The organism is Kribbella sp. NBC_01505 (assembly GCF_045040285.1).
GTDB lineage: Bacteria > Actinomycetota > Actinomycetes > Propionibacteriales > Kribbellaceae > Kribbella.
Genome location: NZ_CP109425.1, coordinates 9,631,690 through 9,655,171, shown reverse-complemented (window position 1 = coordinate 9,655,171; position 23,482 = coordinate 9,631,690). Strand labels below are relative to the sequence as shown.

Annotated in this window: 22 protein-coding genes; 21 read left to right on the top strand and 1 reads right to left on the bottom strand. The window is 69.4% G+C overall.

What is annotated here, in order from left to right; all coding sequences use genetic code 11:
• Positions 1-75 precede the first annotated feature (75 nt).
• From pyrR to OG474_RS44850, 9 genes are all read left to right on the top strand, one after another.
• A complete protein-coding gene (pyrR, locus tag OG474_RS44890; protein WP_405059820.1) occupies positions 76-672 on the top strand; it encodes a bifunctional pyr operon transcriptional regulator/uracil phosphoribosyltransferase PyrR in 597 nt (198 codons plus the stop codon).
• Positions 672-1,613: an aspartate carbamoyltransferase catalytic subunit gene (locus OG474_RS44885; RefSeq protein ID WP_405059819.1), complete on the top strand. Its 942-nt coding sequence runs from the start codon at positions 672-674 to the stop codon at positions 1,611-1,613. Before pyrR ends, OG474_RS44885 begins: the two co-directional genes overlap by 1 nt.
• Entirely contained in the window at positions 1,610-2,899 is a 1,290-nt protein-coding gene (locus OG474_RS44880; RefSeq protein ID WP_405059818.1) for a dihydroorotase, read from the top strand. The genes OG474_RS44885 and OG474_RS44880 overlap by 4 nt, the downstream gene beginning before the upstream one ends.
• A complete protein-coding gene (locus tag OG474_RS44875) occupies positions 2,896-3,387 on the top strand; it encodes a hypothetical protein (protein WP_405059817.1) in 492 nt (163 codons plus the stop codon). The genes OG474_RS44880 and OG474_RS44875 overlap by 4 nt, the downstream gene beginning before the upstream one ends.
• Positions 3,384-4,505, top strand: coding sequence for a glutamine-hydrolyzing carbamoyl-phosphate synthase small subunit (carA, locus tag OG474_RS44870; RefSeq protein ID WP_405059816.1), 1,122 nt, complete (start codon positions 3,384-3,386; stop codon positions 4,503-4,505). The genes OG474_RS44875 and carA overlap by 4 nt, the downstream gene beginning before the upstream one ends.
• Positions 4,505-7,837 (top strand): carbamoyl-phosphate synthase large subunit, encoded by a 3,333-nt coding sequence (gene carB / locus OG474_RS44865; protein ID WP_405059815.1) that lies wholly within the window; start codon positions 4,505-4,507, stop codon positions 7,835-7,837. The genes carA and carB overlap by 1 nt, the downstream gene beginning before the upstream one ends.
• Positions 7,830-8,879, top strand: a complete 1,050-nt coding sequence (locus tag OG474_RS44860) for a quinone-dependent dihydroorotate dehydrogenase (RefSeq protein ID WP_405059814.1) — start codon at positions 7,830-7,832, stop codon at positions 8,877-8,879. The genes carB and OG474_RS44860 overlap by 8 nt, the downstream gene beginning before the upstream one ends.
• 14 nt (positions 8,880-8,893) lie before the next feature.
• Positions 8,894-9,733 carry an orotidine-5'-phosphate decarboxylase gene (pyrF, locus tag OG474_RS44855; protein ID WP_405059813.1) on the top strand — a complete coding sequence of 280 codons (840 nt, stop codon included), beginning with the start codon at positions 8,894-8,896 and terminating at the stop codon, positions 9,731-9,733.
• Positions 9,734-9,846: 113 nt separating this feature from the next.
• Complete coding sequence (locus OG474_RS44850) at positions 9,847-10,806, top strand: DUF4037 domain-containing protein (RefSeq protein WP_405059812.1); 960 nt, start codon at positions 9,847-9,849, stop codon at positions 10,804-10,806.
• Between the two features lie 596 nt (positions 10,807-11,402).
• Here the strand turns inward: OG474_RS44850 and OG474_RS44845 are convergent.
• A complete protein-coding gene (locus OG474_RS44845; RefSeq protein WP_405059811.1) occupies positions 11,403-12,254 on the bottom strand; it encodes a LysR family transcriptional regulator in 852 nt (283 codons plus the stop codon).
• 68 nt (positions 12,255-12,322) lie between these two features.
• Between OG474_RS44845 and OG474_RS44840 the strand changes: the two genes are divergently transcribed.
• The 12 genes from OG474_RS44840 (at position 12,323) to OG474_RS44785 (ending at position 23,406) form a co-directional block, all read left to right on the top strand.
• Positions 12,323-13,255, top strand: coding sequence for an EamA family transporter (locus tag OG474_RS44840; RefSeq protein ID WP_405059810.1), 933 nt, complete (start codon positions 12,323-12,325; stop codon positions 13,253-13,255).
• Positions 13,256-13,262: 7 nt separating this feature from the next.
• Positions 13,263-13,637: a hypothetical protein gene (locus tag OG474_RS44835; protein WP_405059809.1), complete on the top strand. Its 375-nt coding sequence runs from the start codon at positions 13,263-13,265 to the stop codon at positions 13,635-13,637.
• Positions 13,638-13,705: 68 nt separating this feature from the next.
• Positions 13,706-14,077: a hypothetical protein gene (locus tag OG474_RS44830; RefSeq protein ID WP_405059808.1), complete on the top strand. Its 372-nt coding sequence runs from the start codon at positions 13,706-13,708 to the stop codon at positions 14,075-14,077.
• An 83-nt stretch (positions 14,078-14,160) separates the two neighbouring features.
• Positions 14,161-14,475, top strand: a complete 315-nt coding sequence (gene mihF / locus OG474_RS44825) for an integration host factor, actinobacterial type (RefSeq protein WP_171678710.1) — start codon at positions 14,161-14,163, stop codon at positions 14,473-14,475.
• A gap of 44 nt (positions 14,476-14,519) precedes the next feature.
• A complete protein-coding gene (gmk, locus tag OG474_RS44820) occupies positions 14,520-15,167 on the top strand; it encodes a guanylate kinase (protein ID WP_405059807.1) in 648 nt (215 codons plus the stop codon).
• Between the two features lie 2 nt (positions 15,168-15,169).
• Positions 15,170-15,472, top strand: coding sequence for a DNA-directed RNA polymerase subunit omega (gene rpoZ, locus OG474_RS44815; protein WP_132166639.1), 303 nt, complete (start codon positions 15,170-15,172; stop codon positions 15,470-15,472).
• A gap of 109 nt (positions 15,473-15,581) precedes the next feature.
• Positions 15,582-16,811 carry a bifunctional phosphopantothenoylcysteine decarboxylase/phosphopantothenate--cysteine ligase CoaBC gene (gene coaBC / locus OG474_RS44810; protein WP_405059806.1) on the top strand — a complete coding sequence of 410 codons (1,230 nt, stop codon included), beginning with the start codon at positions 15,582-15,584 and terminating at the stop codon, positions 16,809-16,811.
• Positions 16,812-16,885: 74 nt separating this feature from the next.
• Complete coding sequence (locus OG474_RS44805) at positions 16,886-18,043, top strand: acyltransferase family protein (protein WP_405059805.1); 1,158 nt, start codon at positions 16,886-16,888, stop codon at positions 18,041-18,043.
• Complete coding sequence (locus OG474_RS44800) at positions 18,043-19,074, top strand: CapA family protein (RefSeq protein ID WP_405059804.1); 1,032 nt, start codon at positions 18,043-18,045, stop codon at positions 19,072-19,074. The genes OG474_RS44805 and OG474_RS44800 overlap by 1 nt, the downstream gene beginning before the upstream one ends.
• A gap of 13 nt (positions 19,075-19,087) precedes the next feature.
• A complete protein-coding gene (locus tag OG474_RS44795) occupies positions 19,088-19,783 on the top strand; it encodes a DUF1707 domain-containing protein (protein WP_405059803.1) in 696 nt (231 codons plus the stop codon).
• A 295-nt stretch (positions 19,784-20,078) separates the two neighbouring features.
• Entirely contained in the window at positions 20,079-21,272 is a 1,194-nt protein-coding gene (metK, locus tag OG474_RS44790; protein ID WP_405059802.1) for a methionine adenosyltransferase, read from the top strand.
• A gap of 106 nt (positions 21,273-21,378) precedes the next feature.
• A complete protein-coding gene (locus OG474_RS44785) occupies positions 21,379-23,406 on the top strand; it encodes a primosomal protein N' (RefSeq protein WP_405059801.1) in 2,028 nt (675 codons plus the stop codon).
• Positions 23,407-23,482 lie beyond the last annotated feature (76 nt).

The window sequence follows — 23,482 nt, the reverse complement described above, 5'->3', positions numbered from 1 at the left end:
TCCGATACCATGTCAAGCGGTCCGAACGTCCTTTAAAGACCTGTCCCGAGAGGCAGGAAAGGAGGAACGGTAGCGATGAGCCCTGCCCCGGTACCCGTACCGCGCACAGTGCTGGATGCTTCCGACATTTCCCGGGCACTGACCCGGATCGCGCACGAGATTCTCGAGCGCAACAGGGGGGCCGACCCCGTGGTACTGCTCGGCATCCCCACCCGCGGGGTGGGACTGGCCGCCCGCATCTCCGAGCGGATCGCGGCCGTCGAAGGGCAGAGTGTGCCCACAGGGTCACTCGATGTGACGATGTATCGCGACGACATCGGCCTCAAGCCGGCACGTGCTCTAGAACACACCGACATTCCGCCAGGTGGAATCGATGGCAAGGTCGTGGTGCTGGTGGACGACGTGCTGTTCTCCGGCCGCACCATCCGCGCCGCGCTGGACGCGATCGGCGACATCGGCCGCCCGAAGGCGGTCCAGCTGGCCGTCCTGGTCGACCGCGGCCACCGCGAGCTGCCGATCCGCGCCGACTACGTGGGCAAGAACCTGCCCACCTCCCTGGTCGAGCGCGTCACCGTCCACCTCACCGAGTACGACGGCACCGACGCCGTACTGATCGCCGACAAGACGGTCCCTGAAAAATCTGGCGCCGACAAGACGGGAGCGGCGGTCTGATGCGCCACCTACTGAGTGCGGGCGACCTGAGCCGCGACGAGGCCAACCTGATCCTGGACACGGCCGAGGAGATGCGGTCGCTGGCGGACCGGCCGATCAAGAAGCTGCCGGCCCTGCGTGGGCGGACGGTGGTGAACCTCTTCTTCGAGGACTCCACCCGGACGCGGATCTCGTTCGAGGCGGCGGCCAAGCGGCTGTCGGCCGACGTGATCAACTTCTCCGCCAAGGGCTCCAGCGTGAGCAAGGGCGAGAGCCTGAAGGACACCGCGCTGACGCTGCAGGCGATGGGCGCCGACGGTGTCGTCTGCCGGCACGGAGCCTCCGGTGCGCCGCACCTGCTGGCCACCTCCGGCTGGATGACCGGCTCGGTCGTGAACGCCGGTGACGGCACCCACGAGCACCCGACGCAGGCCCTGCTGGACGCCTTCACCATGCGCCGCCACCTCGGCTCGCTGGACGGCCGCCGGATCACGATCGTCGGCGACGTCCTGCACTCCCGGGTCGCGCGCTCCAACGTGCTGCTGCTCTCCACGCTCGGCGCCGAGGTCACCGTGGTGTCCCCGCCGACCCTGCTGCCGGTCGACATGTCGCGCTGGCCCTGTACGACGTCGTACGACTTCGACTCGGTCCTGGCCAAGAGCGACGCGGTGATGATGCTGCGGGTCCAGCGGGAGCGGATGGGGGACGCGTTCTTCCCGAGCGCTCGCGAGTACACCCGCCGCTACGGCCTGGACGTGCACCGGATGGCGCAGCTGTCCGACGAGGCGATCGTGCTGCACCCCGGCCCGATGAACCGCGGCATGGAGATCAGCGCCGAGGTCGCCGACTCGGCCCGCTCGGTGATCGTCGAACAGGTCACCAACGGCGTGGCCATCCGGATGGCCGTCCTTTATCTGCTGTTGTCAGGTAGCAACGAAATCTCAGAGGAGCAGACCGCATGACCGCGTACTTGATCACCGGGGCCAAGATCGTCGGCGGTGAGGTGGCGGATCTGCTGATCGACAACGGGGAGATCGTTGCTGTCGGCACCGGCCTCGATGCGCCGGAGGGTGCGGAGACGATCGACGCCACCGGGCTGATCGCACTGCCCGGGCTGGTCGATCTGCACACGCACCTGCGGGAGCCGGGCCGTGAGGACGCCGAGACCGTGCTCACCGGCACGCGCGCCGCGGCGCTCGGCGGCTTCACCGCGGTCTTCGCGATGGCCAACACCGACCCGGTCGCCGACACCGCCGGTGTCGTCGAGCAGGTCTGGCGGCTCGGGCGCGAAGCCGGGTACTCCGACGTCTTCCCGATCGGCGCGGTCACGGTCGGCCGCCAGGGCACGCAGCTCGCCGAGCTCGGCGCGATGGCGGACTCGGCAGCCCGGGTCCGGGTCTTCTCCGACGACGGCGACTGTGTGTGGGACGCCGCGCTGATGCGCCGCGCCCTCGAGTACGTGAAGGCCTTCGGTGGCACGATCGCCCAGCACGCGCAGGAGCCGCGGCTGACCAAGGGCGCGCAGATGAACGAGGGAGCGCTCTCCGGCGTTCTCGGACTGACCGGCTGGCCGAGCGTCGCCGAAGAGGCGATCATCGCCCGCGACATCCTGCTCAACCACCACGTCGGCTCCAAGCTGCACATCTGCCACCTGTCCACCAAGGGCTCGGTCGACATCGTCCGGGCCGCCAAGAAGCGCGGGCTCGAGGTGACCGCCGAGGTCACCCCGCACCACCTGCTGCTGACCGAGGAGCTGGCCAGCTCCTACAACCCGGTCTTCAAGGTGAACCCGCCGCTGCGCACCAAGGAGGACGTCGAGGCCGTCCGCGAGGGCCTGGCCGACGGGACGATCGACATCGTCGCCACCGACCACGCGCCGCACCCGGTCGAGGACAAGGACTGCGAGTGGAGCGCGGCCGCGTTCGGCATGCTCGGCCTGGAGACCGCTCTCTCGGTGGTCCAGCACGCGATGGTCGACACCAAGCTGCTGACCTGGGCCGACGTCGCCGACCGGATGAGCTACCGCCCGGCCGCGATCGGCCAGATCAGCGACCACGGCCGGCCGCTGGAGGCCGGTGCCCCGGCGAACGTCGTACTGGTCGATCCGGCCGCGCAGCGCGAGATCAAGTCGGCCGAGTCGGCGTCGCTGTCGCGGAACACGCCGTTCCACGGGATGACGCTGCCGGGCAAGGTGGTCGCGACGTTCCTGCGCGGCACCCCGACCGTGCTGAACGGGCAAGCCAAGTGAAGGCGTTCTTCGGGATCCTCGGCACCGTCGTGGTGCTCGCTCTCGCGTACTACGGCATGTTCCGGGGCTGGCGGAACCGCCAGGCCCGGCAGTCCGCGCTGGCACCGCTGCCCGAGGTGCCGGCCGACAAGACCCGCGGGGTGGAAGGCGTGTACGTCGCCACCACCTCGGCCGGCGACTGGATGGACCGGATCGCCGTGCACGAACTGGGCGTCCGCAGTACCGCGGACCTGGCCGTCAGTGAGGCCGGCCTGATCTTCCACCGGCAGGGGGCGGCGGATGTCTTCATCCCCGCGGATCACCTGACCGCCGTCCGGACCGACCGTGGCATCGCCGGCAAGGTGACCGCGGAGAAGTCCGGCCTGGTGGTCGTGACCTGGAGCCACGACGGGCGGGAGCTGGACACCGGCTTCCGGCCCCGCCGCAAGGCCGACACCGAAACCCTGACCGCATCCATCGCGACTCTGATCGGAGCCGAGCAATCATGAGCCAGCCCGCACTCCTGGTCCTCGAGGACGGCCGGTCGTTCGCCGGTACGTCGTACGGGGCCACCGGCGAGACCTTCGGCGAGGCGGTGTTCACCACCGGGATGACCGGCTACCAGGAGACGCTGACCGACCCGTCCTACCACCGTCAGATCGTCACCCAGACGGCGCCGCACATCGGCAACACCGGGGTGAACGACGAGGACGACGAGTCGAACAAGATCTGGGTCGCCGGGTACGTCGTGCGCGACCCCGCCCGCGTCCCGTCGAACTGGCGCGCCACCCGCTCGCTCGACGACCAGCTGAAGTCGCAGGGCATCGTCGGCATCTCCGGGATCGACACCCGCGCGCTGACCCGGCACCTGCGCGAACGCGGCGCGATGCGGGCCGGGATCTCCACCTCGGTCCTCGACCCCGCCGAGCTGCTGGCCAAGGTGCTCGAGCAGCCCGCGATGGCCGGCGCCGACCTGGCCTCGGAGGTCACCACCTTCGAGCCGTACGTCGTTGCGGCGGAGGGGGAGAAGCGGTTCACCGTGGTCGCTCTCGACCTGGGCATCAAGGCGATGACGCCGAAGCGGATGGCCGAGCGTGGCATCGAGGTGCACGTGCTGCCGGCCACGGCGACGCTCGAACAGGTGCTGGCCGTGAACCCGGACGGCATCTTCATGAGCAACGGCCCGGGCGACCCGGAGACCACCGAGCACCCGACCACGCTGCTGAAGGAACTGCTGCAGCGCGGCAAGCCGTACTTCGGGATCTGCTTCGGTAACCAGGTGTTCGGGCGCGCGCTCGGGCTCGGGACCTTCAAGCTCAAGTACGGGCACCGCGGGATCAACCAGCCGGTGCTCGACCGTGCGACCGGCAAGGTCGAGATCACGGCGCAGAACCACGGCTTCGCGGTCGATGCGCCGCTCGAGGGGACGATCGAGACGCCGTACGGGCTGGCTGAGGTCAGTCACGTCTCGCTCAACGACAACGTCGTCGAAGGACTCAAGCTCACCGGTCACGACGGCCGGGTGCTCGCGTTCTCTGTGCAGTACCACCCCGAAGCCGCAGCAGGGCCGCACGATTCGGCGTACCTGTTCGACCGGTTCGTAGAATTGATGGAGGGGCGGGCCTGATGCCACGTCGTACAGATATCGAGTCGGTGCTGGTCATCGGCTCCGGCCCGATCGTGATCGGTCAGGCCTGCGAGTTCGACTACTCCGGCACCCAGGCCTGCCGGGTACTGCGGGAAGAGGGTTTCCGGGTCGTCCTGGTGAACTCCAACCCGGCCACGATCATGACGGACCCGGAGTTCGCCGACGCCACGTACGTCGAGCCGATCACCCCGGAGTACGTCGAGAAGGTGATCGAGAAGGAGCGCCCGAACGCGCTGCTCGCCACCCTCGGCGGCCAGACCGCGCTGAACGCGGCGATCGCCCTGCACGAGAACGGCGTCCTGGAGAAGTACGGCGTGGAGCTGATCGGCGCCTCGGTCGACGCGATCCAGCGCGGTGAGAACCGCGAGTCGTTCAAGCAGATCGTCGAGAAGCTCGGCGCCGAGACCGCGCGCTCGGTCGTCTGCCACACGCTCGACGACGTGATGGGCGCGGCCGACGAGCTCGGCTACCCGCTGGTGGTGCGGCCGTCGTTCACGATGGGCGGCGTCGGCTCCGGGATGGCATACGACGAGAACGACCTGCGGCAGATCGCCGGCGCCGGACTGCACGCGTCGCCGACGACGGAGGTGCTGATCGAGGAGTCGATCCTCGGGTGGAAGGAGTACGAGCTGGAGGTGATGCGCGACAAGGCCGACAACGTCGTGATCATCTGCTCGATCGAGAACGTCGACCCGATGGGCGTGCACACCGGCGACTCGGTCACGGTCGCCCCGGCGATGACGCTGACCGACCGCGAGTACCAGGTGATGCGGGACCTGTCGATCGGCATCATCCGCGAGGTCGGCGTCGACACCGGCGGCTGCAACATCCAGTTCGCGGTGAACCCGGCCGACGGCCGGCTGATCGTGATCGAGATGAACCCGCGGGTGTCGCGCTCGTCCGCGCTGGCGTCGAAGGCGACCGGCTTCCCGATCGCGAAGATCGCCGCGAAGGTCGCCATCGGCTACACGCTCGACGAGATCCCGAACGACATCACCCAGCAGACCCCGGCCAGCTTCGAGCCGGTGCTGGACTACGTGGTCGTCAAGGTGCCGCGGTTCGCGTTCGAGAAGTTCCCGGCCGCGGACGCCACGCTGACCACGCACATGAAGAGCGTCGGCGAGGCGATGGCGATCGGCCGCAACTACACCGAGGCGCTGCAGAAGGCGCTGCGCTCGCTGGAGAAGCCGGAGGCCCGGTTCTCCTGGGCCGGTGAACCCGCCAGCGACCTTCAACCGCTCCTCGAAGCGATCAAGACGCCGCAGGACGGCCGGCTGAAGATCATCATGGACGCGATCCGGGCCGGTGCGACGCCGGAGCAGATCTTCGACGCGACCAAGATCGACCCGTGGTTCGTGGACCAGATGTACCTGATCCACGAGACCGCTCTCCAGGTCGCCGCCGCGCCGCGGCTGACGCCCGAGGTGATCAAGCTCGCCAAGCGGCACGGGTTCTCCGACCTGCAGCTGGCCGAGATCCGCGATCTGACCGAGGACGTCGTCCGGGGTGTCCGGCAGGCGCTCGGGATCCGGCCGGTCTACAAGACGGTCGACACGTGTGCGGCCGAGTTCGCCGCCACGACGCCGTACCACTACTCGTCCTACGACGAGGAGAGCGAGGTCGCACCGCGGACCGAGCCGGCCGTTCTGATCCTCGGCTCCGGGCCGAACCGGATCGGCCAGGGCATCGAGTTCGACTACTCGTGTGTGCACGCGTCGATGGCGCTGCGCGAGGCCGGCTACTGCACGATCATGGTCAACTGCAACCCGGAGACGGTCTCGACCGACTACGACACCTCGGATCGGCTCTACTTCGAGCCGCTCACCTGCGAGGACGTGCTCGAGATCGTGTACGCCGAGATGCAGGCCGGGCCGGTCGCCGGAGTGATCGTGCAGCTCGGCGGTCAGACCCCGCTGGGTCTGGCGCAGCGGCTCGCGGACGCCGGCGTACCGATTGTCGGTACGTCGCCTGCTGCGATCCACCTGGCCGAGGAGCGGGGTGCGTTCGGCAAGGTGCTCGCGGACGCCGGCCTGCCTGCTCCGAAACACGGGACAGCGCTCTCTCCGGCCGAGGCTCACGGGGTCGCGGAGGAGATCGGGTTCCCGGTGCTCGTGCGGCCGTCGTACGTGCTCGGCGGGCGCGGGATGGAGATCGTCTACAGCGCCGACGAGCTGAGCGCGGCGCTGGAGCGGCTCGGTGGCGGTGACGCCTTCGAGCACCCGGTGCTGGTCGACCGGTTCCTCGACGACGCGGTCGAGATCGACGTCGACGGGCTCTTCGACGGGAACGAGCTGTTCCTGGGCGGCGTGATGGAGCACATCGAGGAGGCCGGGGTGCACTCGGGCGACTCGTCCTGCGCGCTGCCGCCGATCACGCTCGGGAACGCGGACATCGAGAAGATCCGGCAGTCGACCGAGGCGATCGCGCGCGGCGTCGGCGTACAGGGTCTGCTGAACGTGCAGTACGCGCTCGCCGGGGACGTGCTCTACGTCCTCGAGGCGAACCCGCGAGCGTCCCGGACGGTGCCGTTCGTGTCCAAGGCGACCGCGACGCCGCTGGCCAAGGCCGCAGCCCGGGTGATGCTCGGGGCAACGATCGCCGAGCTGCGGGCCGAGGGCATGCTGCCGGCGGTCGGCGACGGCGGGACGTTGCCGCCGACCGCGCCGATCGCGGTGAAGGAGGCCGTGATGCCGTTCAACCGGTTCCGCACGGTCGACGGCCGCTCGGTGGACACGGTGCTCGGGCCGGAGATGCGCTCGACCGGTGAGGTGATGGGCTTCGACGACACCTTCGGGATCGCGTTCGCGAAGTCGCAGGCGGGGGCGTCGCAGCCGCTGCCGGGCTCGGGCAAGGTGTTCGTCTCGGTCGCGAACCGGGACAAGCGGCACATGATCTTCCCGGTCAAGCGGCTCGCCGATCTGGGCTTCCAGATCTACGCGACCGAAGGTACGGCGGATGTCCTGCGCCGCAACGGGGTCGAGGCGGTGACCGTGCGCAAGAGCAGCCAGGGCCCGGGCCCGAACGGTGAGCCGACGATCGTCCAGATGGTCCAGGACGGTGAGCTGAACCTGATCGTCAACACGCCGATCGGGATCACCCAGGGCGGCTCGCCGCGACTCGACGGGTACGAGATCCGCTCGGCGGCGGTGGCGCGGAACATCCCGTGCATCACCACGGTGCAGGGGCTGGCGGCCGCGGTGCAGGGGATCGAGGCGCAGCGGACCGGGAACATCGGTGTGCGCTCGCTGCAGGACTGGGTGCCGCGGATCCGTGGTCTCGAGGCCGCGCCGACCCCGGGCAAAGATGCCTAGGGCAACGGCGTACGAACGCCTGCTCCGGCCGGTGCTGTACCGGCTGGGCAAGGGTGATGCGGAGATCGCGCACGAGCAGACGCTGCACGGCCTGCGTCGGCTCGGGCGCGTGCCTGGCGCGGTGAGCGCTCTCTCGCGATCTTTCGGGGCGATCCCGGCGGGCGCGGCGCGGACGGTCTTCGGGATCCGCTTCCCGGGGCCGGTCGGGCTCGCGGCCGGCATGGACAAGAACGGGATCGCACTGCCGGCCTGGCGGGCGCTCGGGTTCGGGTTCGTCGAGGTCGGCACGGTGACCGCGCAGCCGCAGCCGGGGAACGAGAAACCGCGGTTGTTCCGGCTCGTCGAGGACGAGGCCGTGATCAACCGGATGGGGTTCAACAACCTCGGCTCCGCGGCGCTGGCCGAGCGACTGTCGGCGTACGGACCGCTCGGGTACCCGCTGGGTGTCTCGATCGGGAAGTCGAAGATCACGCCGCTGGACAAGGCCGTCGACGACTACGTGATGTCGCTGCGCCGGCTCTACCAGTACGGCGACTACTTCGCCGTGAACGTGTCGTCGCCGAACACGCCGGGATTGCGCTCTCTCCAGGACTCCGGGCAGTTGCGTGAACTGCTCACCGCGCTTCATGCCGAGGCGGTTGACCTGGGCAAGGGAACTGCCAAGCCGGTGCTGGTGAAGATCGCACCGGACCTGACCCCCTCGGCGATCGACGAGCTGCTCGGCGTCTGCACGGACGTCGGTATCGCCGGGATCATCGCTACGAACACGACGATCGGCCGGCCGGGGGTCGAGTCGCATCCGCTCGCTGCGGAGGCCGGCGGGTTGTCCGGTCGGCCGCTGACCGAGATCGCGGCCAAGACGGTCGCACACATCCACGCGGAGACCGGGGGAGCGCTCCCCGTGATCGGGGTAGGCGGGATCCTCGACCCTTCCGACGCCCAGCGCTTGCTGGACGCCGGAGCGAGCCTGGTGCAGGTCTACTCGGGCCTGATCTACCGGGGCCCCGGCCTGATCCGACGTATCAACAGGAGACTTTCATGAGCTTGGAGACGGACATGAGGAACGAACCCTTCGGCACCCGGCTCCGGGCTGCCATGGACGCACGCGGGCCGCTCTGCCTCGGTATCGACCCGCACCAGCACCTGCTCGACCAGTGGGGCCTGCCCGACACCGCCGAGGGGCTGGCGTCCTTCACCTACGGCATCGTCGACGCCCTGGGGGACCGGGTCTCGGTGTTCAAGCCGCAGTCCGCGTTCTTCGAGCGGTTCGGCTCGGCCGGGATCGCCGTTCTCGAGCAGGCCACGATCCGGCTGCGTGAGGCCGGTGCGCTGGTGATCATCGACGCGAAGCGCGGTGACATCGGGACCACGATGGCCGGCTACGCGGCCGCGTACCTGGCCGAGAAGGGACCGCTGGCGTGTGACGCGCTGACGGTCAGCCCGTATCTCGGCTTCGGCTCGCTGCAGCCGGCGATCGACGAGGCGCGGGCCGCGGGCGCCGGGCTGTTCGTGCTGGCGCTCACCTCGAACCCGGAGGGCCCGCAGTTCCAGACCGCGCGGACCGCCGACGGTCCGACGGTGGCGGGTGCGGTGCTGGACGGGCTGCGTGGGCTGAACGACGCCGACGGATCCGCCTTCGGATCGTTCGGTGCGGTCGTCGGCGCCACGATCGGGCAGACCGACGAGGACCTCGACATCCGCGGTCCGCTGCTCGCCCCTGGCCTCGGTGCGCAGGGTGGCACAGTCGAAGGGCTGGCCGCGATCTTCGGTGCGGCCGCGCGCAACGTCGTACCGTCGAGCACCCGGGAGATCCTGTCGGCCGGACCGGCCGCGGCCGGTCTGCAGGCGGCGGCCGATCGGGCAAACGATGCGTACCGAACCGGCCTGGGCTACTGACAAACGGCCGTAATTCACGGTAGAATTTCCTTTGTGGAAAGGGTGTGATGAATTTCGCGCCCTTTCTGTATTTCTCTTGAATTCCGCTGCCCCGGCATGCGATCTTCGTCCGCATGGGGATTTCTGGAGTGGAATTGTGCCGGCGGTTCTACGCCGAGGTCGTGCACCCGCTGATCGACGTACCGCACAGTGCGGCGTTGATCGGGCGCGGGTCGGAGGTGCTCGGGTACGACGACGCGATGTCGGCGGACCACAACTGCGAGGCGCGCGTCGTGCTGTTCGTCGAGGACGCCGCCTGGACACCGCCCGAGGTGCCGGGGGAGTTCCTCGGCCGGACGACGCTGCTCGAGGTACACACACTGGAAGGGTTCTTCCGCCAGCAGCTCGGATTCGACCCGTCGGCCGGGCTGCGGGTCGAGGACTGGTTCACCGTGCCGGAGCATTCCCTGCTGATGCTGACCGCCGGCGAGGTCTTTCACGACGACCTCGGTCTGCAGGCGGTCCGGGACCGGTTGGCGTACTACCCCGACGACGTCTGGCGTTATCTGATGATCGCGGCCTGGTGGCGCGTGCATCCGGAGACGAATCTGGCCGGCCGCGCGGGTTATGTCGGTGACGAACTCGGATCGGCACTGATCGGCGCCGAACTCGTCGAGAACCTGATGCGGCTGTGTTTCCTGATGGAGCGCCGCTACCCGCCGTACGCGAAATGGTTCGGTACGGCGTTCGCCCGGCTCGACTGTGGCCCCGCCCTCGAACCGGTCCTGCGGTCGGTCCTTCGCGCGGACAACTGGCACGACCGCGAGAAGGCCTTGATGGCCGGCTACGAAGCGGTCGCCGGGGTGCACAACCGCCTTGGCATCACACCGCCGGTCGAGCTCGGCCTCGAGCAGATGTGGGGGAGGCCGTTCAAGACCGTCTGGGGAGATTTCCCGAAAGCGCTCTCCGCCCAGATCACCGACCCCGCCGTCCGTGCGATCGCGGACCGCTGGCCGGTCGGCGGCATCCAGCGCGTGCGCGACGTGCTGTGGAAGCCCGCCGACCGCCAGAAGATCGCCACCTTCTTCGCCTAACCGCCGCCGCCCCCACCCCCACCCAAAGAGCAGCCGCCCCACCCTTGTGCGCTCGCCGCATCTTTGTGCACGCGCCGCATCTTTGTGCACCCACCAACCACGGAGGGCCTCTCGAAGTGGTTGGTGGCTTCCCAAAGTTCGCCCGCGCGCCCAAAGAGCAGCCGCCCCACCTTTGTGCACGCGCGGCATCTTTGTGCGCTCGCCGCATCTTTGTGCGCGCGCCGCATCTTTGTGTACCCACCAACCGCGGAGGGCCTCTCGAAGTGGTTGGTGGCTTCCCAAAGTTCGCCCGCGCGCCCAAAGAGCAGCCGCCGCATCTTTGTGCGCGCGCCGCATCTTTGTGCGCGCGCCGCATCTTTGTGTACCCACCAACCGCGGAGGGCCTCTCGAAGTGGTTGGTGGCTTCCCAAAGTTCGCCCGCGCGCCCAAAGAGCAGCCGCCCCACCTTTGTGCACGCGCCCCACCTTTGTGCACGCGCCGCACCCTTGTGCACGCGCCGCATCTTTGTGCACCCACCAACCGCGGAGAGCGCGTCGGAATGGTTGGTGGGTACACAAAGATGCGACGCGTGCACAAAGAGCCGCGGGGCCAATCGGCTAGCCGGCGTACAGGGCGGTGAGGAGGTTGACGGCTGACTGGGTGGCGGGGTGGGGGTCTTCGCGGTGCCAGATGAGGTGGACGTCGACCGGGGGCGCGTCGCGGAGGCGGCGGTAGACGATGCCGTCGCGCCGGTACTGCGTGGTGGTGGCCTGGGCGGTGACGCCGATGCAGCGGCCGGAGGCGATGGCGGTGAGCCAGTCGTCCACATCCTGGTTGTACTCGATCCGCGGGCGGGCGTCCGGCGGCCAGAGGTCGATCGTCGTGCTCCCGGTACGGCGGTCGATGCTCAGCACGCGGTCGCGCAGCTGCTCGAGGGTGACCGTCCGTTTGCGGACCAGCGGGTCGTCGGCGGGCAGGGCGGCGTACCGGTCTTCCTGCGCGATGGTGATGTGCGCGAACCGGCTGAGATCGAGGTGCGCCCGGACGACGGCGAGGTCGCACAGGCCCTCGGCCAGGCCGCCGGTGGCGGTGTTCGTGCGGACGAGTTGCAGCTCGATGCCCGGGTGTTCGGCGGCCCACCGCCGCTGGAACTCGGCCGTGTGCCGACCGAGCGCCGACCAGGCGTGGCCGACCCGCAGCCGGGTGTGACCACTTGTTGCCTCGCGCACCAATTCGTCGACGTCACCCAGCACCTGCCGGGCGCGAGCCAGCACCCGGACGCCGGCACTGGTTGGGGTCACCGACCGGCTCGTTCGGTGCAGGAGCCGCACCCCGAGCCGTCCTTCCAGTGCCAGCACGTTCCGCGATACCGCTGCCTGGCTGATGCCCAGCTCGATCCCGGCATCGGTGAAGGTCCCGGCGTCGACCACGGCGACCAGGCACCGCAACTGCCGCAGCTCGAGATCCATAACCCCAGCGTATAGATCCGTCCGCTCCCGCATTTTGCCTGACCAAACAATGAGCGCACGCTGGGCCCATGAGCACCCCGCCCGCTCCCGTCATCACGGTCGCCCCGATCCCTGCGGCCGCTGCCGAGTTGCCTGCGGACCACCCCGGCGGCCGGTTGGGTGGGGTGTTGCTGATGCTGACCAGTGGCCTCTCGAGCCAGGTGGGTGCGTCGGTGGCCGCCCAGGCGTTCCCGGTGATCGGACCGGTCGGTGTGGTCGCGGTCCGGCAGTGGATGGCGGCTGTGGTGCTGTTCGCGATCGGGCGGCCGCGGCTGCATCGGCTGACGGCTCGGCAATGGCGACTGGTGCTCGGACTGGCCGCCGTCTTCGCGGTCATGAACGTCTCGCTCTACACCGCGATCGACCGCGTCGGTCTCGGGCTGGCCGTGACCCTGGAGTTCCTCGGTCCGCTGGCGGTAGCGCTGCTGGGTTCACGGCGGGTGATCGATCTGGTCTGCGCGCTGACGGCGGCGCCCGCCGTACTGGTGCTGACTCGTCCGCAGGCGACCACTGACTACTTCGGCGTCGCGGCCGGACTGCTCGCTGCGGTCTGCTGGGCCTGCTACATCCTGCTCAACCGCTCGGTCGGCCGTGAACTGCCGGGAGTGACCGGCGCAGCGGCCGCCGCGACCGTGTCCGGACTCGCCTATGTGCCGGTCGGAATCGTCGTACTGCATCACCACCCGCCGACCGCGGCGGCCATCGGCTACGCGTTGACCGCCGGCGTACTGTCCTCGGCCGTGCCGTTCCTGGTCGACCTGCTGGCGCTGCGCCGGGTCCCAGCGCAGTTCTTCGGAGTCTTCATGAGCATCAGCCCCGTGCTCGCGGCCCTGGTCGGGTACGTCGTCCTGCGGCAGCAGCTCGCCGTACCGGACTGGATCGCGATCGCGGTCATCGTCGCGGCGAACACGGTTGCCCTCAGCGTCGGCCGACGTCGGTCGCGATCGGGCAGTCGACGATGATGATGTGATGCGACGACGGTTGGCGGCCCTGGTGGCTGCGGTGACGGTGAGCCTCGGTTCGGTGACGGCGTGTTCGGGTGACGACTACTGCGCACGGTTGAAGGATTATGCGGCCGAGTTCGAGGGCAAGGATTTCACCAGCTCCGCGGTCAAGGCGGACTTGCGTCAGGCCGCGGAGAAGGTGGCGAAGTCGGCGCCGGCGGAGCTCCAGGACGACTGGAAGGCAGTCTTCGCGTACGACGACGCGCTCCGCGGCGCCGGCGGGGATTCGGCCAAGCTTCGCGACGTGCTCAAGCAGGACGGGGGAAAGGCCTCGGCGGCTTCCCGAACGATCGAGGAGCAGGCCGAGGGAACCTGTCACGTCAAGCTGCCCAACACCTGACCGGTCGGCAGACGGTGTCGGAACGTATTCGTTTCGGATCGTTTGATGACGGCCGGTAGCGTTCTGGCATGCGAACCATCGCCACAGTCGTGACCCTGCTCGCAACGACCGCCCTGCTGACCTCGTGCACCGAGGAGCAGGCCTACTGCGTGGACCTGGCCGGGTATGCCGCCAGTGCCACCGGGGTCGACCCGACGAAGCCCGCCGACTACGTGAAGATCCTGGACGACGCGAAGAAGCTCCAGGAGTCCGCGCCGGCCGAGGTGAAGGACGACTGGGCGGCCGTCGTGACGTTCGCCGAGAAGGCCCAGAAGGCGGGTTCGGATCGCGTCGAGCTGGCCCGGCTGAGCAAGGAGACCGGCGCCGTGATGACGGCGTACAAGGCGATCACCACGCACGCGAAGGACGCCTGCAAGGTCGACGTCCCGGCCCTGAACTAGAGGCTTGCCGCGATCGAATCCTGTGGGTGGCCGGAGCCGTGTTAGGTTCCCTTGCGAAGCCATACAACGGGACAGGTGAAACGGTGCCACTTCCTTCTTTGACCCCGGAGCAGCGAGCGGCGGCTCTGGACAAGGCCGCGGCGGCGCGGCGCGAGCGAGCCGAGATCAAGAACCGGATCCGGCACTCGGGAGCGTCTCCGACGGAGGTGCTCCACGAGGGGCAGACCAACGACGTGATCGGCAAGATGCGGGTCAGCGCTCTGCTGCAGTGCATCCCCGGCGTGGGCAAGGTGCGGGCCCAGCAGATCATGGAGCGGGCCGGAATCTCCGAGACGCGGCGGGTCCGCGGCCTCGGGTCCAACCAGATCGCCGCGCTGATGCGCGAATTCGCCGAGTGAGCCGCACCGAAACCCTGGCCGGCTCGTTGGACACTGGTGTGACGATGACCATGGATTCCGAGAACCTGCGCCAGGACCCAGTGACTCCTGTGACCTCGACGACCGACGACGGCGGGCCGGGCCCGGCCCGGCTGACCGTGCTGGCCGGACCGACCGCGGTCGGCAAGGGCACGGTCGCGGCCGATATCCGTGAGCGGTTCCCCGACATCTGGATCTCGGTCTCGGCGACCACCCGCAAGGCCCGTCCGGCCGAGGTGCACGGCGTGCACTACCTGTTCGTCTCCGACGAGGAGTTCGACCGGATGGTCGCGGCCGGTGAGCTGCTGGAGTGGGCGGTCGTGCACAAGGCGGCCCGCTACGGGACGCCGAAGCAGCCGGTGCTGGACAAACTGGCCGAGGGCCGCCCGGCGCTGCTGGAGATCGATCTGCAGGGTGCGCGGCAGGTCCGCGAGACGATGCCGGAGGCGCATTTCGTCTTCCTGGCCCCGCCGAGCTGGGACGAGCTGGTACGCCGTCTCGTCGGCCGCGGGACCGAAACGGCCGAGGAGCGCGAGCGCCGGCTGGAGACCGCGACGCTCGAACTGGCCGCCGAGAAGGAGTTCGACGTGACCATCGTGAACGCCTCGGTTCGGGAAGCGGCCGATCAATTGGTAAAGTTGATTCGATCACCCCAAATCTCTGGAAAGAGCTGAACTTGTCTGGCAACCAGCCTGTCGCCATCGGTATCACCTCTCCGCCGATCGACGACCTGCTCACCCACACTGATTCCAAGTACAAGCTCGTCCTGTACTCGGCCAAGCGTGCGCGGCAGATCAACGCCTACTACTCCCAGCTCGGCGAGGGCCTGCTGGAGTATGTCGGTCCGCTGGTCGAGACCCACGTCCAGGAGAAGCCGCTCTCGATCGCCATGCGCGAGATCAACGAGGGCGTCCTGACCTGCACGGACATCGACCCCGAGGCCGAGGCGGAAGCCGCGGCCGCGGAGAAGACCGCCTAACTACACGCGATGACACCGGTGATCGGAGCTTTCCTTGTCCGTGTCCGGTGAGACACCGCACCCCACCCCCGGCGAGGCAACCGCCCCGGGGGCTTCGGGCGTTCCCAGAGTGAAGCCGAATGTGGTCCTGGGCGTCGGCGGCGGCATCGCGGCGTACAAGGTCTGCGATCTGCTGCGGCGGCTGACCGAGTCCGGGCACAGCGTGCGGGTGGTGCCGACCGCGGCCGCGCTGGAGTTCGTCGGCGCCGCGACCTGGGCCGCGCTGTCCGGGCAGCCGGTGACCGCGGATCCGTTCGACAACGTGCAGGAAGTGCCGCATGTGCGGATCGGCAAGGCGGCCGAGCTGGTCGTCGTCGCCCCCGCGACGGCGAATCTGATCGCCAAGGCTGCGCACGGTCTGGCCGACGATCTGCTCACCAACACCCTGCTGACCGCGCGCTGCCCGATCCTGTTCGCGGCCGCGATGCACACCGAGATGTGGGAGCACCCGGCCACCCAGGCCAATGTGGCCACGCTGCGTTCACGCGGGATCACTGTGCTCGAGCCGGCGGTCGGCCGGCTCACCGGCGCGGACACCGGCCGTGGCCGGCTCCCTGAGCCCTCGGAGATCTTCGCGATCAGCCAGCTGATGCTCGCCGACGAGGCAGCTCGCGCGGCAGGCCAGTCCGTCGCCGACCTGACCGGCAAGCACGTGCTGATCAGCGCGGGCGGGACGCGTGAGCACCTCGACCCGGTCCGCTACCTCGGCAACTCGTCCTCCGGCAAGCAGGGCTACGCGCTCGCCCGGATCGCGGCCGCCCGCGGCGCCAAGGTGACCCTGGTCGCGGCCAACTCCGAGCTTGCCGACCCGGCCGGCGTCCAGGTCGTCCCGGTCACCAGCACCCGCGATCTGTACGACGAGATCACCGGCCGCGCGGGTGATGCGGACGCGATCGTGATGGCGGCGGCCCCGGCCGACTTCCGCCCGGCCGACGTCGCCGAGCACAAGATCAAGAAGACCGCCGACGGCTCGGTGCCCGCGGTCACCCTGGTGCAGAATCCGGACATCCTGGCGACCGTCGCGCACGACCGCCGCCGGACCGGGCAGATCATCGTCGGGTTCGCCGCCGAGACCGGCGACGCGGAGCACTCGGTCCTCGAGCTCGGCCGCGCCAAGCTCGAGCGCAAGGGCTGCGACCTGCTGGTCGTGAACGACGTCTCCGGCGGCAAGGTCTTCGGCAGCGACAACAACGAGGCCGTCATCCTGGACCGCTCCGGGAGCGCTCTCCCGGTCCCGTCCGGCAGCAAGGACGCGCTGGCCGGAGTGATCTGGAATCTGGTCGCCGCCCACTGGGAATAGACCGCCGGTTATAGTCGGCGGTACCGGCAGGAAGACCTTGCTAGCCCCTCAGCAACGCCGTGAGGGGCTTCCGCATGTCTGTGCTGGCGCGATCCATGGGGTCGCCAACCGTCGAACCCAGCCGTTCCGCACCGGTTCGATCCCGGACCGAGGCGCGTTCCCGCGCCCGGCGACGTCGTACCGCAGAGCAACCGTCGGGCCATCGCGGTAGTCCGGCCGGCGGCCGGCTCGCTGTCCTCGACCTGCTGCGGCTGTGCGGCGCGGGCGCGGTCCTGGCGCACGCGTACCTGTTCTCCGGGTACGCCGAAGTGAAGTCGACGCTCGGGTTTGCGCTGCCCGGAGCGATCGCCCGGTACGGGTATCTCGGTGCCGACCTGTTCTTCCTGATCAGCGGCTTCGTCGTCCTGCGGAGTGCCTGGAACCGTACCCCCGGCAGCTTCCTGCTCTCCCGGGTCACGCGGATCGTTCCGGCGTACTGGGTAGCGCTCTCTCTGACCGCCGTCGTCTCGGTCCTGTTCGGGGCCGGCCGCTACCCGGTCAGCGGTCTCCAGTACGTCGCCAACCTGACCCTGCTGAACCCGCTGGCGGGTCAGGCGAACGTCGACCCCGGCCACTGGACGCTCTTTGCCGAGGTCCGCTTCTACCTGATTGTGGCGATCCTGCTCTTCTTCGTCGCGACCCCGCGGCGGGTGAGCATCCTGGCCTGGTCGTGGCTGGGGCTCACTGGGCTGGTCGAAATCGGCCTGCTGCCGGTGCAGGCCGACCTGGTGCTCAACACCCGCTACTCGCACTACTTCATCGCAGGGATGGCGCTGGCCATGGTGTACCGGTTCGGACCGAGCCGTTCGTGGCTGGCACTGATCGCGCTCTGCCAGCTCAACGCGCTCTATCGCGGAGTCCAGTACGCCGAGATCCTCGGAGAGCGCTATCGCGCCGAGATCCATGGGGGAGTCGTAGCCGGGCTGATCGCGCTGATGTTCTGGCTGCTCCTCGCGGTCGCTCTCAACCTGACGCCCAGCACGGCCGGCCGACGGCTCAGCGGGCTGGCCGCCACGACCTACCCGCTGTCGTTGATTCACGCGCAGCTCGGCTTCATCGTGTTCCAGCGCTTCGGCGACCGGCTGAACAAGTACCTCCTGCTGGTCGGTACGACGCTGGCGATGCTCTTGACCGCCTACCTGATCCACCGGATCTTCGAGAGACCGCTCTCCCGCCAAGGAAAGCACCGCTGATGCGGGCCTGGATCGGCATGCTGTGTGTGCTGGTCGCGGCCGGGTGCACGGCGGGCGGGCTTCAGCCCGATCCGCCGGTCGAGGCCGAGGGACCGGAGTTCACGGTGGCGTTCGGTGGGGACGTGAACTTCCACAACCAGACCCAGCAGCTGCTCGACGCCGATCCGCAGACCGCTTTCGGGGACGCCGGGGGAGCGCTCTCCGACGCGGATCTCGCGATCGTGAATTTGGAGACGGCGATCACCGGGCGCGGGACGGCAGCGACCAAGCGGTTCCTGTTCCGGACCGATGCGCGGGCGGTGACGGCGGTCAAGGCGGCCGGGGTCGATGCGGTCAGCCTGGCGAACAACCACACGCTGGACTACGGCCGCGCCGGGCTGGCCGACACCTTGAGCGTCGCCCGCCGCGGCAAGCTGCCGACGTTCGGTGCGGGGCTGAACGCGTCGCAGGCCTATGCACCTTGGCGTACGACGGTTCGTGGGGTGAAGGTCTCCGTGCTCGGCATCAGCGAGGTCTCGGAGCTGGCGAACGAGTGGGCGGCCGGGGTCAGTCGGCCGGGACTGGCGATGGCGATCGACCACCGGCTGGCGGTCGAGGCGGTTCGCCGCGCGCGCCGTACCAGCGATGTGGTGATCGTGGTCCCGCACTGGGGTTCCGAGTTCGACCACTGCCCGACGCCCGAGCAGAGAGCGCTCGCTGCTGATCTCTCGGCGGCCGGGGCCGACGTGATCCTCGGGGCGCACGCGCACGTGTTGCAGGGACAGGGTTATCTCGGTCGGACGTTCGTCGCGTACGGATTGGGCAACCTGCTGTTCGGCGGCGACCTCCCGATCCCCGAGACCTGGCGCGGCGGCGTCCTGCAACTGACCCTGCGCGGCCGCACCGTCGTGTCCCGAACCTTCGACCCCACCGAGATGTCGGCCGACACTCGGCGCCCGGTCGCCACCACCGGTGCCGAACGCGACGAGGAGCGCGCCCGGGTGAACAACCTGCGCGACTGCGCGGGTCTCACCCAGAGCCCCACGGACTGATTACGCTGGACCAATGGTCGCTGCGCCGCCTCCGTCCGAACCACCCGCTCAATCACCAGCCGTCCCGGCTCGCTCCGAGTTGTTGGCCTCCGATGCCGACCGTGAGCGGATCGCGGATGTCTTACGGGACGCGCTGGTCGAGGGCCGGCTGAAGCTGGTCGAGTTCGAGTCGCGGCTCGAGGACGCGCACCACGCCCGGACGTACGGCGAGCTGGAGCATCTCGTCCGCGATCTCCCGCTCCCGGTCACGGAGACCGCCCTGGCCCCGACGAACGACCGGGTCGGCGGGCGGCCGACCTCGCGGCTCGGGATCGCGATTCTCGGTGGCTTCAACCGCCGGGGCGTCTGGACGATCGCCCGCCGGTTCACGGCCGTCGCGGTGATGGGCGGCGGTCAGGTCGATCTCCGGGAAGCGAAGTTCGAGGAGCCGGTGACGATCATCCGGTGCTTCGCCGTGATGGGTGGCATCAGCGTCCTCATGCCGCCGGAGGTCGATCTGGAGGTCCGCGGGATGGGCATCCTCGGCGGCTTCGACCAGCGTGCTTCAGGTGTCGGAGAACCGGGCGCGCCGCGGGTCGTGGTGACCGGTTTCTCGTTCTGGGGCGGCGTCGACGTGGAACGCAAGGTAACCAAGGCCGAGCGCCGCCGTCTGAAGGCCGAGCGCAAAGCACGCCGTCAGCTGGAGCGGCAGCGCGACGACGATTCCTGACTCCCGCCGAAGCCTCGGCGACAGGTCGCGCCGACCCCCGCGGGACCGCCGTACAGGGTGGTAAGGGTAACCTAACAGTGGTCGAGATCACGGTGGCTCCGCACGCCTGAGGATCGGGGAACTGTCTAACATATGGACATCATTCCCGGGATTCGGACAGAATCGGTGCGTCCCCGGGACTCTGCCCGGAAACGCTGGCATACTGCCGAAGATGCATCGCCAACCGCCGGTGCATGGGGGGATCGCGGGACCGCGGGAGCGGTCGCGTGGCACACAGAGGAACCGAGGGAGAACTGTGGCGAGGCGCCTTTTCACGTCCGAGTCGGTGACCGAGGGTCATCCGGACAAGATCGCTGACCAGATCAGCGACTCCATTCTCGACGCGCTGCTGACGGCGGACCCGAAGAGCCGCGTCGCGGTCGAGACGCTGGTCACGACCGGGCTGGTCGTGGTGGCCGGCGAGGTCACCACGTCGGCGTACGTCGACATTCCCGGGATCGTGCGCAAGCGCATCCTGGAGATCGGCTACGACTCGTCGCTGAAGGGGTTCGACGGCGCGTCCTGTGGGGTGTCGGTCGCGATCGGCAGCCAGTCGCCGGACATCGCGCAGGGGGTCGACACGGCGTACGAGACGCGGTCGGACGCGTCGAAGGACGAGCTGGACCTGCAGGGGGCAGGCGACCAGGGACTGATGTTCGGCTACGCGTCCAACGAGACGCCGGAGCTGATGCCGCTGCCGATCACCATCGCGCACCGGCTGTCCGCGCGGCTGACCGAGGTCCGCAAGGACGGCACGCTGGCCTACCTGCGCCCGGACGGCAAGACCCAGGTCACGGTCGAGTACGACGGTGACAAGGCGGTCCGGATCGACACCGTGGTGGTGTCCAGCCAGCACGCGGCCGACATCAACCTCGAGTCGATGCTGGCGCCGGACGTCAAGAAGCACGTCGTCGACCCGGTGCTCGAGCAGTTCGACATCGACGCGACCAACTACAAGCTGCTGGTGAACCCGACCGGCCGCTTCGAGGTCGGCGGCCCGATGGGCGACGCCGGCCTGACCGGCCGCAAGATCATCATCGACACGTACGGCGGCATGGCGCGCCACGGTGGCGGCGCGTTCTCCGGCAAGGACCCGTCCAAGGTCGACCGGTCCGCGGCGTACGCGATGCGCTGGGTGGCGAAGAACATCGTCGCCGCCGGCCTGGCCGACCGCGTCGAGTGCCAGGTCGCGTACGCGATCGGCAAGGCCGCGCCGGTCGGTTTCTACGTCGACACGTTCGGGACCGAGAAGATCCCGGTCGCCCAGATCGCCGACGCCGTCGCCGAGGTCTTCGACCTGCGCCCGGCCGCGATCATCCGCGACCTGGACCTGCTCCGCCCGATCTACACCCAGACCGCCGCGAACGGCCACTTCGGCCGCACCGGTGAGGACTTCACCTGGGAGCGCACCGACCGGGTCGAGGCCCTCAAGGCCGCGGTCAGCAAGTAAGGAACACTCTCGGCCCGGCTGCCTTCTGGTAGCCGGGCTGTTTGTTTGTCCACAGGCTGCGGGCGGCCTGCGACGGACTGTCGGTCCGGCCGACTAGCATTTGCCGGTGACATCGGAGCCGCCGGAGCAACTGAGCCTGCTGCGGGACACCGTGCGCAAGTCCCGGACGAAGGTGCCGGCCGGGATCACGTCGTCGTTGCCGGTGGCGCGGGTCGCGGTGGACATCCCGCTGCCGCACCTGGACCGGCCGTTCGACTACCTCGTCCCGGACGACCTGGCCGAGGCCGCTCAGCCCGGGGTCCGGGTGAAGGTGCGGTTCGCCGGCAAGGACCTGGACGGGTTCGTGCTGGAGCGGCTGGCCGAGTCCGATCACACCGGCAAGCTCTCCCGAATCAAGAAGGTGGTCTCGCCCGAGCGGGTGCTGACCCCGGAGATCGTCGACCTCTGTCGCGCGGTCGCCGACCGGTATGCCGGTGTCTTCCCCGATGTCACCCGCCTGGCCGTCCCGCCGCGGCATGCGAAGGTCGAGGGCGAGCCGTTGCGCTGCGACCAGCCCCCGCGGCCCCCCGAGTCCACCTCGCGATCGGCCTGGTCGCCGTACCCGCCGGGGTTTCTGGATGCGGTCGAGCGGGCGGAGTCGCCGCGCGCGGTCTGGACCGCCGTACCGGGGGCCGACTGGGCGCTCGCTTTCGCTCAAGCCGCCGCGGCGGCCGCGGGAGCAGGCCGTGGTGCGTTGCTGCTGGCTCCTGATGCTCGCGACCTCGAGCGGCTTGCCGACGCCTGTACGGCGGTGCTCGGGGAAAGCGGCTTCGTCACGTTGTCGGCCGACCTCGGGCCGACCGCGCGGTACCGGGCCTTCCTGGCGGCACTGCGTGGGAACGCGCGGGTGGTGATCGGGACCCGGGCGGCCGCGTTCGCTCCGGTCGCGAACCTTGGGCTCGTGGCGATGTGGGACGACGGTGATGACTCGTATGCCGAGCAGCGTTCGCCGTACCCGCATGCTCGCGAAGTCCTGCTGCTCCGCGCGTTCAAGCAGAACTGTGCCGCGCTGTTCGGCGGGTTCGCGCGGTCTGCCGAGGCTGCGGCGGTCATCGAGTCCGGGTTCGCGGCCGAGCTGATCGCGGACCGGACAGTCATCCGGGCGGCGGCGCCGGAGGTGCACATCACGGGGGAGTCGGACCGTGAGCTGGCTCGCGACCCTGCGGCCCGGGCAGCGCGAATCCCGCACCGCGCCTTCGAGATCGCACGCGAAGGACTGCTGTCTGGGCCTGTGCTGATCCAGGTGCCCCGAGCTGGATATCTGCCGAGCCTGGTCTGCCAGACGTGTCGCGAGCCGTCGCGCTGCTCGACCTGCGCCGGGACATTGCGTCGTACGGACGGTTTCGGCCCGCCGAGCTGCAGCATCTGCGGCCGCCCCGCCGCGGACCACCGCTGCCCGGAGTGCGGTGACACCCGCATGCGCGCCGCCGTCGTCGGCGCACTCCGTACGGCGGAGGAGCTCGGGCGCGCGTTCCCCGGCATCGTCGTCCGGACCTCGGGCAGCGAGCACATGCTCAACCACATCTCGGGCAAGCCGGCCCTGATCGTCACCACGCCCGGCTCGGAACCGGTCGCCGAGGGCGGCTACACCGCCGCCCTGCTGATGGACACCTGGCTGATGCTGTCCCGCCCCGACCTGCGCGCCCCCGAGGAAGCCGTCCGCCGCTGGCTCAACGCGGCCGCCCTCGTCCGCCCGGCCCGCGCCGGCGGTCAGGTCATCCTGGTCGGCGATCCCTCCGACATCCCGCTGCAGGCGATCGTCCGCTGGAGCCCGGAAGGATTCGCCACCCGCGAGATCGAGGAACGCCGTACGGCGCGCCTCGCGCCCGCCGCGAAACTCGCCGAACTCACCGGCCCCTCCGAAGCGGTCAACGACCTCGTCGCCCGCCTCCGCCCGCTCCTACCCGCGACCGTCGGCCTCGAAGTCCTAGGCCCGGTAGACGTCGACGACGAATCCGTCCGAGCCATCGTCCGCACCCCCCGAGCCGCTGGCACCCAACTAGTCCGAGCCCTCAAAGACGCCCAAGCCGCCCGCGCCACCAAAAAAGCCCCCGGCTCAGTCCGAGTCCAGGTAGACCCCCCCAGCTTCGGCTAGCCCCCTCCGCTCGCCCCTCTTTGTGCACACCCCCCATCTTTGGGACTCCACCAACCACTTTCGGGGTCCGAAAACG